The sequence below is a fragment of the Microvirga sp. VF16 genome (genome assembly GCF_016864375.1).
Taxonomy (GTDB): domain Bacteria; phylum Pseudomonadota; class Alphaproteobacteria; order Rhizobiales; family Beijerinckiaceae; genus Microvirga.
Genome location: NZ_CP069359.1, coordinates 359,176 through 371,589, shown reverse-complemented (window position 1 = coordinate 371,589; position 12,414 = coordinate 359,176). Strand labels below are relative to the sequence as shown.

Annotated in this window: 16 protein-coding genes; 12 read left to right on the top strand and 4 right to left on the bottom strand. The window is 63.4% G+C overall.

Features of this window, described 5'->3' with window-relative positions; translation table 11 throughout:
- Positions 1-34: 34 nt before the first annotated feature.
- The 5 genes from speD (at position 35) to JO965_RS47130 (ending at position 3,244) form a co-directional block, all read left to right on the top strand.
- On the top strand, positions 35-553 hold the full coding sequence (gene speD / locus JO965_RS47150) for an adenosylmethionine decarboxylase (protein ID WP_203448146.1): 519 nt from the start codon (positions 35-37) through the stop codon (positions 551-553).
- On the top strand, positions 550-1,434 hold the full coding sequence (gene speE, locus JO965_RS47145) for a polyamine aminopropyltransferase (RefSeq protein ID WP_203448144.1): 885 nt from the start codon (positions 550-552) through the stop codon (positions 1,432-1,434). Before speD ends, speE begins: the two co-directional genes overlap by 4 nt.
- Positions 1,435-1,546: 112 nt before the next feature.
- A complete protein-coding gene (locus tag JO965_RS47140; protein ID WP_203448142.1) occupies positions 1,547-2,065 on the top strand; it encodes a RidA family protein in 519 nt (172 codons plus the stop codon).
- The gene (locus JO965_RS47135; RefSeq protein WP_203448140.1) at positions 2,058-2,519 is read left to right on the top strand and encodes a transcription elongation factor; all 462 of its coding nucleotides are present in this window, start codon (positions 2,058-2,060) and stop codon (positions 2,517-2,519) included. Before JO965_RS47140 ends, JO965_RS47135 begins: the two co-directional genes overlap by 8 nt.
- A complete protein-coding gene (locus JO965_RS47130) occupies positions 2,519-3,244 on the top strand; it encodes a uroporphyrinogen-III synthase (protein ID WP_203448138.1) in 726 nt (241 codons plus the stop codon). The genes JO965_RS47135 and JO965_RS47130 overlap by 1 nt, the downstream gene beginning before the upstream one ends.
- Before the next feature lie 312 nt (positions 3,245-3,556).
- Here the strand turns inward: JO965_RS47130 and JO965_RS47125 are convergent, their stop codons facing one another.
- The 3 genes from JO965_RS47125 to JO965_RS47115 all read right to left on the bottom strand — a co-directional run bounded on the left by JO965_RS47125 (position 3,557) and on the right by JO965_RS47115 (position 5,014).
- Positions 3,557-3,997 carry a GreA/GreB family elongation factor gene (locus JO965_RS47125; RefSeq protein ID WP_246777354.1) on the bottom strand — a complete coding sequence of 147 codons (441 nt, stop codon included), beginning with the start codon at positions 3,995-3,997 and terminating at the stop codon, positions 3,557-3,559.
- A gap of 14 nt (positions 3,998-4,011) precedes the next feature.
- On the bottom strand, positions 4,012-4,461 hold the full coding sequence (locus tag JO965_RS47120) for a GreA/GreB family elongation factor (RefSeq protein ID WP_203448137.1): 450 nt from the start codon (positions 4,459-4,461) through the stop codon (positions 4,012-4,014).
- 358 nt (positions 4,462-4,819) lie between these two features.
- Entirely contained in the window at positions 4,820-5,014 is a 195-nt protein-coding gene (locus JO965_RS47115; RefSeq protein ID WP_203448136.1) for a hypothetical protein, read from the bottom strand.
- 297 nt (positions 5,015-5,311) lie between these two features.
- On the opposite strand from JO965_RS47115, the gene JO965_RS47110 reads away from it, so the two are divergent.
- Entirely contained in the window at positions 5,312-6,649 is a 1,338-nt protein-coding gene (locus tag JO965_RS47110; RefSeq protein ID WP_203448135.1) for an MFS transporter, read from the top strand.
- 167 nt (positions 6,650-6,816) lie between these two features.
- Complete coding sequence (locus JO965_RS47105; protein WP_203448134.1) at positions 6,817-7,050, top strand: hypothetical protein; 234 nt, start codon at positions 6,817-6,819, stop codon at positions 7,048-7,050.
- Positions 7,051-7,092: 42 nt separating this feature from the next.
- On the opposite strand, the gene JO965_RS47100 is transcribed toward JO965_RS47105, so the two are convergent.
- On the bottom strand, positions 7,093-7,881 hold the full coding sequence (locus JO965_RS47100) for an IclR family transcriptional regulator (RefSeq protein ID WP_203448133.1): 789 nt from the start codon (positions 7,879-7,881) through the stop codon (positions 7,093-7,095).
- A gap of 162 nt (positions 7,882-8,043) precedes the next feature.
- Between JO965_RS47100 and JO965_RS47095 the strand changes: the two genes are divergently transcribed.
- The 5 genes from JO965_RS47095 to JO965_RS47075 all read left to right on the top strand — a co-directional run bounded on the left by JO965_RS47095 (position 8,044) and on the right by JO965_RS47075 (position 12,384).
- Positions 8,044-8,826: an HpcH/HpaI aldolase/citrate lyase family protein gene (locus JO965_RS47095; protein ID WP_203448132.1), complete on the top strand. Its 783-nt coding sequence runs from the start codon at positions 8,044-8,046 to the stop codon at positions 8,824-8,826.
- 59 nt (positions 8,827-8,885) lie between these two features.
- Complete coding sequence (locus tag JO965_RS47090) at positions 8,886-9,806, top strand: hypothetical protein (RefSeq protein ID WP_203448131.1); 921 nt, start codon at positions 8,886-8,888, stop codon at positions 9,804-9,806.
- A 57-nt stretch (positions 9,807-9,863) separates the two neighbouring features.
- Complete coding sequence (locus tag JO965_RS47085) at positions 9,864-10,781, top strand: DUF6282 family protein (RefSeq protein ID WP_246777353.1); 918 nt, start codon at positions 9,864-9,866, stop codon at positions 10,779-10,781.
- Between the two features lie 227 nt (positions 10,782-11,008).
- On the top strand, positions 11,009-11,719 hold the full coding sequence (locus tag JO965_RS47080; RefSeq protein ID WP_203448130.1) for a CoA transferase subunit A: 711 nt from the start codon (positions 11,009-11,011) through the stop codon (positions 11,717-11,719).
- A complete protein-coding gene (locus JO965_RS47075) occupies positions 11,719-12,384 on the top strand; it encodes a 3-oxoacid CoA-transferase subunit B (RefSeq protein WP_203448129.1) in 666 nt (221 codons plus the stop codon). The genes JO965_RS47080 and JO965_RS47075 overlap by 1 nt, the downstream gene beginning before the upstream one ends.
- The last annotated feature ends 30 nt before the right edge of the window (positions 12,385-12,414 follow it).

Below are 12,414 nucleotides of genomic sequence, written 5' to 3'. Positions count from 1 at the left end.
GCAACCGGCAGAAGTCCTGCCAACGGAGAACTGAATGGCCGAAACCAGCCGCCTCAGCGTGATTGCCACCCCCGCCATGCGCCCGGCCGCGCATGGCTTCGAGGGCCGTCCCCGTCACGCTGACCGGACAACACCTCTCGCAATCCTCCCCCCAAACCATGCGCCGGCCAACGATGGTCGCCTCGACCATTTCATCAAGCGCGACGGCATGCTGTTTGCCGGAACGCACGTGATCGTCGATCTCTGGCACGCGACGAACCTGGACGACCTGCAAATCGTCGAGCAGGCGCTGCGGGACGCCGCCGCCCGCGCCGGCGCGACGCTGCTCAACATCGATCTGCACCATTTCACGCCGAACGGCGGCATCTCCGGCGTCGCGGTCCTTTCCGAGAGCCACATCTCCATCCACACCTGGCCCGAGATCTCCTACGCGGCCGTCGACGTCTTCATGTGTGGCGCCGCGCAACCGCACAAGGCCATCGAGGTGCTCCGGGGCGTGTTCCGGCCAGGGCTGGTCACGCTCGCCGAGCACAAGCGGGGAGTGATCCTATGACGTGGTTTCATGAAAAGCTCTATGAGCATCACGCCCAGAGGCTCTCCATCGATACCACGCTCTATCATTGGCGGACCGAGTTCCAGGACGTGCTGATCTTCGAGAACGCGATCTTTGGCAAGGTGCTGGTGCTTGACGGCGTCGTGCAGCTGACGGAGCTTGATAACCACATCTACCACGAGATGATCGCACATGTGCCAATGGCGGCCCACGGCTCCGCGCGGCATGTGCTCATCATCGGTGGTGGCGACGGCGGTACGCTGAAGGAGGTGCTGAAGCATCCCGTCGAGCGGGTCACCCTGGTCGAACTCGACGGCGAGGTGATCGACCTGTCACGGCGATACCTGCCCAAGGTCTCGGATGGGGCCTTTGCCGACCCGCGAGCCAACGTGCTGGTGATGGACGGCACACGTTACATCGCGGAAACCCAAGAGAAGTTCGATGTCATCATCATCGACTCGACGGACCCGATCGGACCGGGGGAGCCGTTGTTTACGGCGGCCTTCTACCGGGCTTGCCGAACCCGCCTTCGTCCCGGCGGGATGATTGTGGTCCAGAGTGGGGCTCCGTTCTTCCAGCCGAAGGAACTGGAGACGGTGTGCGGGCGCCTGGCTGCATCCTTTGCCGGGGTACGGCCCTACTTGGCTCCTGTCCCGACCTACGCCGGCGGCATGCTGGCGCTGGTCGCTGCCGGCGAGTCCCGCGATGCATTGCGTCCGCCGGTCAAGGTCCTTCGCGAGAGGTTTGAGCAATTGCAGGGCCAGACGCGCTATTACACGCCCGAGGTGCACCGGGCGGCATTCACGCTTGCTCCATCGTTCGAGCCGGCCTCGCTGCGCGATGATCCAATGCCCGTAGGTTTCCTGAAAACAGGATCCTGATCCCCGCGGGCGGCGGTGGCCGGTCAGGCGCCGCCGTCCCGGGGACATCGCCGGGCTGCTTTTCAGATCATCATGGCTCCGCCCTCGTTGCGGAGTCCGACAGGAGGATACCATGACCACCGTTCCGCCATCGATGGCGAACCCGCTGCGCGAGATCAATCCACCCAAGTGGCCGTGTCCACGCGGCTATTCGCATGCGATGGCCGGCACGGGCACCTTCGTGTTCGTCGGCGGGCAGATCGCCACCGACAATGCGGGACGGGTGACGACCCTTGGACTTGTTCCTCAGGCACGCCAAGCCTTACGGAACCTCAGGACAGTCCTGGCTGAGGCGGGCGGGGCGCCTGAACACATCGCGCAGATGACCTGGTACGTACTCGATATCGATCAGTACCGGGCCATGCTGCGGGAACTCGGTCTGGTCTACCGCGAGATCATGGGCCGCCATTATCCGGCAATGGTGCTGGTGGAAGTCACGGGACTGGTTGAGCCGGCTGCCATCGTGGAGATTGCGGCGACAGCCATCCTTCCATCGGGTCGCCCGCTTGCCGCGGACGACCGCCCGACGAGTGAATCGATCCCCCACGCCCAGAGTTCGGGGCGGCTGACGACGGAGGGCCGCTATGAATGACGTTTTGAAGCTGCCCCCGATCCTGATGCCAGCCCGGGACCATAGCCGCCTGATGCAGACGGCACGGGAATTGGCGGAGCAATGCCATCCGCTCGCTGCGCCGCTGCTGCAGGAACTGCATCGGGCGACCGTATGCCCTGCGGATGAGCTCCCGGACGATGTCGTGACGCTGAATACGTTCGTGACATACCGGATTGGCGGTGAAGACACGTCGGACAAGCGCATGCTGATCCACCCGGACGACGGCATGTGGCCGCCGGCCGAACTGTCGGTCCTGACCCCGGCCGGCTTATCCCTTCTCGGGCTGCGTGCCGGCCACCGGATGCCCTTGATTGGTTCAACCGGAACACCGGATGTCTGTGTCGAGGTCGAAGCCGTCGGGCCGCGGGTGACCGGCGCCTTCGTGCCGCTTGGAACCGCGCCCCCGGATGGCACCGGCGACAGGTGGACCTGATGCGGGTTCTGCTCACGCGCCCAGCGGGGCAAGCCGAGGAGCTCGGGGCGGTTCTCTCAGCCCATGGCGTCGAGTGGCTTGGCGAACCGCTGTTGAGGATCGTCCCGGTCCCTTGGGATCCCGGCGTCCTCGCGGGCAGGGCGGCGCTCCTCGTCACCTCCGCCAATGCATCGCGGGAACTGCTTCGGGTGCCGAGTGTCCGTCGCGATTATCCCGTCTTTGCCGTCGGGCCGGCCACGGCGGCGCCGCTCCAGGCCGCTGGATTCTCGAATGTGCAGGCTGCCGGTGGAACCGCTGTGAGCCTCATCGCCCATATCCAGCGTCACGCCGATCCACAGGCGGGGCGGCTGCTTCATCTCAGCGGCCGCGACATCGCGCTCGACCTCGGCACCGGCCTTGCCCCAGCCGGGTTCGCAGTCGACCGGGTGGTCGTTTACCGGGCGGTTGCGGTGGAACGCCTCAGCCCGGGAGCGATGCACGGGATCGCTCAAAGCCGCATCCATGCCGCCGTGTTTCTATCGGCTCGGACGGCGGCGGTGTTCTGCAGCCTCATCATTGCATCCGGTCTCGTGGACGCCTGCGCCCGCATGACGGCAGTCGCGATCAGCCGCAAGGTGGCGCAGGCGCTGCAGCCGGCGGGTTTTCGTCAGGTGGTCGTCGCCACATCCCCGAGCAGGGATGCTGTCCTCAAGGCCATTCTGCGCCTGGGTACGGAGGATGCCTGACACGCCACCGTGGTCCTGAAGCGGCCCGGTCTGATGTCGGCTCGCTCGATCGTTCATTCCCGAGTATTGCGATCGCCAGGGTGCCGTGGGGTTCCTGAACGAATGGCCACTTGATAGACCAGCAAACAGGCCAGGATAAGCACGAGGGAAGAAAGTACCTGGCTCATCATCTCAGGTCCTCCATCCATGATCCGGCAGACCCAGGACCGCAGTCCGGCAGGCATCCGCCTCCTGCCTGCCCGCACATCAACGGCAAGGATTGGAGTTCATCGGACGCACGGGACGGTTTTGGTGATTTTGCTTGAAGGGGCGTCATGACAGTTCCCTCCATGGCTCGACGAAGCGTCCATGCGGCTGATACAGGACGCGGAGTAGGGTCAGGCTGCGCCACTCCTTCTCCGTCCGCCACGTGATCGATTGCCTCTCGCTGAGGCCGATCAGCGCCGCGCCTTCCGGCGACAGCACGGAGACGCAATCGGCTTCCCCGTCATCCTCATCGGGATAAACCAGCGCGGCACACCGGACATTCCAGGTGACGTCATCGCGGAACTCCAGACGCGAGTGCATCGTGGCCACGGACGGCGGAATGGCGCGAGGTGTCAGGACCGTCGCACGGATCAACTCGTCGGCAAGCATCGTTGCCGCAGGGCGGTCGTGATGACTGGTCAGGCCGAAGGATGCGAGAAACGCGAGCCGGTCATAGTCGCTCGTCGAGATCGTTACGGGCGGACGGATGTCTTGCTTGATGATCATGTCTTCTGCTTGCCTCAAGCCCAAGTGATACCACCAGGGATGCGGGTTACCATCCGCCCATCGTCCAGAAACCGGAGGCCGATGCCTTCCACGAACACCTCATGGACCTGTCCCTCTTTCTCAACGAACGACATGCGATCGCCGATCCGCAGGCCGAGGAGCGCCGTTCCCAGTGGTGTCGTCACAGAGATCTCGGCGCCGGTCCAGATCAGATCTTCGGGATGAACGAGCAGGTGCGCCCGCGATTTCGGATCGTCGTCGATGCGATAGATCACGCGACAGTTCGTGGAGACGACGTCCTCCGGCAGCACCGCCGGATGACAAACTTCTGCCCGACGCAGTTCGGCGAGCAGGAAGTCAGGTGTTTGGGGATCATGCTTCTGCCGCATCATCACGGTGAACAGCAGACGGTTATAGTCGTTGGTCGCGAGGGTGATCGGGGGGAGCTCGTGCTGCGTGTCCATGAATATCTCCTCAGGAACAGTCATTCTGCACGAGGCTCAGACGCACTCCCGCAGGATGAACGGACGCGACCGACCGATATGCGCCAGGTAGCGCATGCGACGGTTCGACGATGGATGGAGAAAGACTTCATGTCCCCGAGCCCCGGCGACCTAAGCGGTCCAGCCGGATCTCGGGCTTACCCGCCTGCTTTGAGGCAGCCCCCGTGCACCAAGAGGCGGAGATTCTTCACGAGCATGATCATGACACCTTCAAGATAGCCCCGTTGCCCGCGAATGCAAGCTTGCAGGCGACGCATGCCTCGCTCCGGACCTTTTTGCTGATTTCTCGCCTCTGCTTCTCGAGATCAGCACTCCCTCGTCAGAGGATTGCTCCTTTGGATGTGGCGGTTTCCGGACCCAGTTCAGGGCGTGGACGGGCCGTCAGTTCAACAGCATCGGAGGCTCCAATCCCTGTCATGCAGAGGAGACCCACGATCGTCCCGTCAATGGCGTCCGGTGGCAGTTCACCTTTCGTAAACGCGAGGGCCACCCCGACGATCGCATGTGATGTCATCCTCCACGTCAGGTCTAGGCCTGCCGTCCTGGCGGCCGTTCCCCTCTGCCAAACCAATCGATCCGACATGCAACCGTCCCCGCTTGACAAGCACATTAATCAAAATTAATGTTTCGGATAACAAGACGATGTTCTGTTAGACGAAACATCCGGGGCCGACCTGAGACGCGCGGCGGTCAGGCAAGGGGCGTCAAAGGCACTCAAAGGAGCGCTCTCGCCAGTCGAAGATCACAGATTGGCAGTGTTCGAAGTGCAACAATCGTAATTCAGTATGCCCTAGTTAAATTGGAGGAATTCATGAGTTTTCTCTCGCTCAGTAACTTCGATAACAAAGAACAATGGCGCGTCTACAACAAGATCGCCTGGCGGCTGATGCCGTTTTTGCTTCTTTTGTACATCATATCCTTCCTCGATCGCGTCAATGTCGGCTTTGCCAAATTGCAAATGTCGGCTGATATCGGGTTGAGCGAAGCCGCTTATGGGATTGGGGCTGGCATCTTCTTCCTCGGCTATTGCTTGTGCGAGATTCCGAGCAACCTGCTGTTGCAGCGCTTCGGCGCAAAATTCTGGATCGCCCGCATCATGGTGGTCTGGGGCATCATCTCGACCGCGATGCTGTTCGTCCAAACGCCGTGGCAGTTCTATGGCATGCGCTTCCTGCTTGGCATCGCGGAGGCTGGCTTCTATCCCGGCATCATTCTCTATCTGACCTACTGGTATCCGGCGCGATTGCGTTCCCAGATCTGCGCCATCTTCTTCCTCGGCATTGCGCTGTCCGGGATCATCGGCGGCCCGCTGTCCGGCTGGATCATGAATACGTTCGCCGGCCTCTATGGCCTACACGGTTGGCAGTGGCTGTTCCTGCTCGAAGGGACGCCGGCGATCATCTTCGGAGTCGTGAGCTATCTCTATCTCGATGACGGTCCGGCTCAAGCGAAGTGGCTGACGGCGGGCGAAAAGGCGCTCGTGGTCGGCGAGCTGGAAGAGGAGAACCAGCGCAAGCTTGCCGCCGGCGTCGGGCACAAGTTCAGTCATGCCATCAAAGACGTGAACGTCTGGCTCTTGGCGTTCGCCAACTTCGCGCTGCTCTCCGGCGTCTACGGCGTGTCCTTCTGGATGCCGCAGATCATCAGGGATCTCGGTGTCCAAGACTTCCTGATGAACGGCATTGTCACCGCCGTTCCCTATGCCGTGGCCTGTGTCGGCATGATCCTCATCGGCAAGCACTCGGATCGCACCGGGGAGCGCAAGTGGCACACGGCGGCTTGCGGGGTGCTGGGGGCCATCGGGCTCGTGTTGAGTGGCGTCTTCGCGCAGCAGCCCATCATCTCATTGCTCGGCCTGTCGCTTGCCATGACAGGGGCGCTGGCCGGGTTGGCCGTCATGTGGGCGCTGCCGGGGATAATCCTTACCGGTGCCGCCGCCGCCGCCGGCATCGCCCTGATGGCGACCGTCGGTAACTTCGGCGGCTACATCGCGCCGATCACGCTGGGCTTGGTCAAGCAGGCCACCGGTCACCTCGAGTACGGGCTCTACACCATGGCCGCAGCCATGCTCGTCGGCGCGGTCCTGATGCTGCTCCTGCCCACATTGCGCAGTCCCACCGTTGTGGCCGCGCCGGTGGCCGCCGCCTGAACCATCCCAAACGATCGCGCCAGCCGGACTCCTCCGGCTGGCTGCCTCATTTGAGAGCCTCAGCCATGATAAGAGCAACAACCACCCATCCTCCCTACGGCCATTCCTGCCGCGCCTGGCCGGGTGGCGGCAGGTCGAAAAGCCTGAGGGCCACTGGACAGCCGCCCTTGCTTTTCATGCCCCCCGGCCGGCCGGACAGGGCGGGCAGCCTGGCGACGCGCGGCAACCTCCCCGTGCTCGACGACCTGCGGTTCGCCCAGCTTGCGAATTATGGAGCCATCCCGGACAACTATCCCCGGCCGCATCCCGAACAGCCCCTGGCCTGGCCGGAGTGGATGGGATGGGCCGCCCTGGCCGTCGCCGTCGTGGTCTTGGCGCATGCCCTGATCGCGGTCACGTGATCCGTGCCGCATGCGCCGGTGCAGTTCGGGCTTGGCGTCGCGTCAGCGGTGAACGGAATAGCCAAGCGCATGCGAGATGGCTTGTCCGGCGGCAACGATGCGGCGGATCTGCTCGTCCGAGGGGTGCTCAGGGACGAACTGGATCGAGTCGACGACGCTGATTGTGCCGATCAGATCTCCCGACGCATCAAAGACTGGTGCCGCCAACGCGTTCAAGCCAGTCACGGCCTGGTTCGGGGCAACGGCCCAGCCCTGGGCCCGCACCTGCTGGATTTCCCTCTGCAACACCTCCGGATCGACCACAGTGTCCGGCGTCATCATTTCCAGATTCGGCCCGATGGCCGCGGCACGCAACTGGTCGCTGCCAAAGGCAAGCGCGATCTTGCCTTGAGCGGAGCTGTGGAAATGCAGCAGCGACCCCGGCTTGACGCCAATTTCGAAAGCCGATTTGCCGGGGATGGTGGCCAGCACCCTGACGCCCGCCGCTTCCACCTGCGAGACGACGCAGGAAATCCCCAGAGTGTCGCGCAACTCGCGAAGGATGCCTTGGGCAGCCTTGGTCAGATCGAAGTTCTCAGCAACCGAGACCCCCAAGGTCAACAGCCGCGGTCCCACCCGATAGCGGTCCGTGTCGGCCGATTGCTGGATGTAACCTTCCTGCACCAGCGTGCGCAGATGCCGGTAGATGCGGCTCTTGGTCGTTCCCAGCGCCTGCGCCAATGCGGTCACGCCGACCGCTTTGCCCTGCTCCGCCAGATATTCAAGGATCCGCAACGCCAGCACGACCGCCTGCACGCCGTCTCCGGTAGCCTCTCCGCTGATACGCGGCATCTTCGATCTCCATTCTGTTCAACACGACGTTCATACGGGCGGACCCGATACGAGACCGATGTCAAGCACGAAAGGCTTGACTCCCGGCGATATTAAATCTATTTGTTGCGGTATTCAATACGGCGTTTCGTTTAACGAAACAACAATGGGATGAGACAGCCGATGACGCCGGCCATATCTGCCTCTGACACGTTCCGTCGCCGCCTGCTTGGCAGCGAGCACCTGATCGGGACTTTCATCAAGACCCCCACTTGTCATTCGATCGAGATCCTCGGCGGCGTCGGGTTCGACTTCGTCGTGATCGACGAAGAGCACGCCCCGTTCGACCGCAGCGCCATTGATGTCGGACTGCTGGCGGCCCGTGCCGCGGGCACCGCCGGGCTTGTCCGCGTGGCGCAGCCGACGGCCGCCAACATCCTCTCGGCGTTGGACAGCGGCGCAGCGGGAGTGCTGGTCCCCCACGTCTCCTCGCCGGCTAAGGCGAAAGACATCGCGGAGGCATGCCGTTACCGCGGCGGCCGCCGCGGTTTCTCCAACTCGCCGCGCGCCGGAGGCTACGGCGCCCTGTCGATGTGGCCCCATGTCGACGCCGCCGACGCCGCGACGACAGTCATTGCCATGATCGAAGACCCGGAAGCCCTCGACTGCATCGACGCGATCGTGGCCGTCGAGGGGATCGATGGGATTTTTCTTGGACGCGGCGACCTGACAGTCGCCCTCGGTGCCGATGCGATGGATGCGCCGGCGGTGCGCGCGGCGATCGAACGGGTGACCCAGGCGGCCCGGGCCGCGAGGAAGCCGATCTGTGCCATGGCGGGCAGCACCGCCGACGCCGCTGCGTTGCAGGCGCTGGGCGTGACCGCCTTCATCGTCGCCTCCGACCAGGGTTTCCTGCGTCAGGCGGCGGCCAAGGCGCTGACCGATTTTGCGGTCCTGGCGGCCTGAGCTGAACCAGGACAAGGCACTCGCCGGCACGGCGAGCCACCACACACGGAGAAAGCGACATGTTTGATCCAACCGATCCACGCGCCAGCCTCAGTTCATCGTCCCCGCCGATTGCGCTGCCGGGAGAATTCGCGGCGGCGGACTATGGCAGGTTCTATGACGAGGCGCCGCAGGAGAGCACGCCGCAGGAACGGACCTGGTATCTGCGCGGCCAGAACTTCATCGTCGCCTACACCCTGGCCCAACCGGGTGCCGTGCTCGGCCGCCCGAGCCAGCCTGACGAATACATGGCGCTGATCCCGCGCGCCGAAACGACGGTCGAGGTGAGCGCCGGCGCGGAGGCGAGGACGGTGAACGGTCATTCCCTGATCATCGTGCCACCAGGCGAAAGCCGGATCATTATGCCGCAAGGTGGCGAGATCGTGCGCCTGTTCACCACACGCTCGCCGGATCTTGTGGCCAAATGCGCCAATGCGGCGTCGTACCTCAACCCGCGGGCCAACATCCCGCCCTTCGAGGCGTGGCCCGCGCCACCTGACGGCTATCGCATCCGCTCCTACAGCCTGGACGTGCCGGCTGAGCCCGGCCGCTTCGGTCGCATCTTCCGCTGCACCACGCTGATGGTGAACGTGCTGGATCCGCAGCAGGGCCCGCGCGACGTGACAAAGTTGTCCCCGCATCACCACGACGACTTCGAGCAGGGCTCGCTGGCGCTGCAAGGCACCTTCACCCACCACCTGCGCTGGCCCTGGACCCCCAACATGAACCAATGGCGGGAGGACGAGCATGCCATCCTCGCCTCGCCGTCGCTGACGGTGATCCCGCCCCCGGCGATCCACACGTCGCGCGGCATGGACGCGGGGATCAACCAGTTGGTCGACATCTTCTCTCCGCCGCGGCTCGACTTTTCCGCCAAGCCCGGCTGGGTGCTGAACGCCGACGACTACCCGATGCCGACCCCGTCAGCCTCGGCCGCGTAACGCCAGCGGCCTTCGACGGAAGCCCGGAAAGGCGCACAATCAAGGAGCCGAAAAGCCATGACGCAAGGTATCATCATGACCAAGTCGATTGACGAGCGTATCGCCGACCTCTTGCAGGGAGCGATCGACCCGCACGTTCACAGTGGCCCGTCGATTGCGCCCCGCGGCGTCGACCACCTGGAGCTGCTCGAGCAGTACTCCGCCGCAGGCGTCGCAGCCGTCGTGACAAAGGATCATGATTACAGTGGCGTCATGACGGCTGCCCTCATCACCAAGCACCATCCTGAACTGCGTACGAAGATTTTACCCAGCATCGTGCTGAACAATGTGGTGGGAGGATTCAACCCCTACGCCGTCGAGCACACAGCAGCGATGGGTGGCAAGGTCGTGTGGATGCCGACCCTGGCGGCGGAGAACCACCTGCGCTGGGAAAAGACGTCGAATTGGGTTCACCCGGCCTCCACCCAGAAAATGCGGCCGGCCGTGGGCATCCCGGTTCTCGACAACACCGGGACCGTGCGGGATGACGTCAAGGAAGTGCTGGATGTCGTTGCCAAGAATGACATGGTGCTGGCGAGCGGCCATCTTCACGTGAGCGAAACGTGGCTGGTCTTTGAGGAGGCCAGGCGGCGTGGCGTGACCAAGTTCGTGCTGACCCACCCTGAAGATATCGTCGACGCCTCCATGAATGACGTAAAGGGGATGGCCACGATGGGCGCCTTTGTCGAGCACTCGCTCTGCATGTTCGTGGAGGGGTCGAAATTCAAGACATGCTCGGCCGAGGACCTGCGTAAGCACATCGACGCGGCCGGCGTCGATCAGACCGTGCTGTGTTCGGATCTGGGCCAGACTGGGACGATCACCCCACTCGAGGGATTGCGCAGGGGCATCAGGCTTTGCATCGATCTCGGCTACGACGACAAGCAGATCCGCAAGATGGTGTCGTCGAACGCGGCGCGGATGCTTGGGCTTTAGATCCATGGCTGTGCAAAGGGCGATAGCGTGGGCCGCGGCTGACCCACTGCTCTCGTAGCCAGAGTGAGACCGTCAACCTCGCCGTTCTCCATATTGTGACTCTGGGAAAACTTATCGCGGATTGGCTTTGTCACTTCCTAAAGGTGTCTCATTTTCCCTCTTTTCGTTTGTTGGCCGGCTGATCGTCACCCTGTGCGTCAAGCAGGAATCCATGGAGAGGATCACCCATGAACAAGGTATATGTTGATGCGCACTCCGCGCTGGCTGGGGCTGTTAAGGATGGCATGAGCATCATGGCCGGCGGCTTCGGCCTGTGCGGCATTCCGGAGACGCTGATCGAGGCGATCCGTGATTCGGGGGCGAAGGATTTGACCTTCATCTCCAACAATGCCGGCGTGGATGGCATCGGGCTGGGCCGCCTGCTCGAGACCCGCCAGATCCGCAAGATGATCTCCTCCTACGTGGGCGAGAATAAGCTGTTCGCCCAGCAGTACCTCTCCGGCGAGCTGGAGCTGGAATTCAACCCGCAGGGCACGCTGGCCGAGCGCATCCGCGCCGGCGGCGCCGGCATCCCGGCCTTCTACACCAAGACCGGCGTCGGCACGCTGATTGCCGAGGGCAAGGAGGTGCGCGCGTTCAACGGCGAGCAATACGTCATGGAGACCGGCCTGTTCGCCGATATCTCCATCGTCCATGCCTGGAAGGGCGATCGGGAAGGCAACCTCGTCTACCGCAAGACTGCGCGCAACTTTAACCCGATGATGGCGACCGCTTCGCGCCTCACCATCGCCGAGGTCGAGCATCTGGTCGAAGCCGGTGAGATCGACCCGGATGGCATCCACACGCCGGGCATCTTCGTCAAGCGCATGGTGCATGTGCCAAACCCGGTCAAACACATCGAGCAACGCACGACCCGCAAGCGTGAGGAGACAGTCTGATGGCCTGGACCCGCGAACAGATGGCCGCCCGCGCGGCCAAGGAGCTGCGCGACGGCTTCTACGTCAATCTCGGCATCGGCATTCCGACGCTGGTGTCGAACTACATCCCGAAGGGCATGCGCGTGCAGCTGCAGTCGGAGAACGGCATGCTCGGCATGGGCCCATTCCCCTATGAGGGCGAGGAGGACGCGGACCTGATCAATGCCGGCAAGCAGACGATCACCGAGCTGCCGACGACGAGCTATTTCTCCAGCTCCGATTCCTTCGGCATGATCCGCGGCGGCCATATCGACCTGTCGATCCTGGGCGCCATGCAGGTGGCCGAGAACGGCGATCTCGCCAACTGGATGATCCCGGGCAAGATGGTCAAGGGCATGGGCGGCGCCATGGATCTGGTGGCGGGCGTCAAGCGCGTCGTGGTGGTCATGGAGCATGTGGCCAAGGCCAAGGACGGCTCGGAGGATCCCAAGCTCCTGACGGCGTGCAACCTGCCGCTCACCGGCACCGGGGTGGTCGATCTCGTGATCACCGATCTGGGCGTGTTTGCCATCGACAAGAAGGGCGGCACCGGCATGACTCTGATCGAGCTCGCCGACGGCGTGAGCGTGGACGAGATCCAGGCCAAGACGGAAGCCGAGTTCAAGGTCGCCCTGAACGGTGCCTAGTCCAACGCGGCCCGAGCTTGGTTCGTTGAA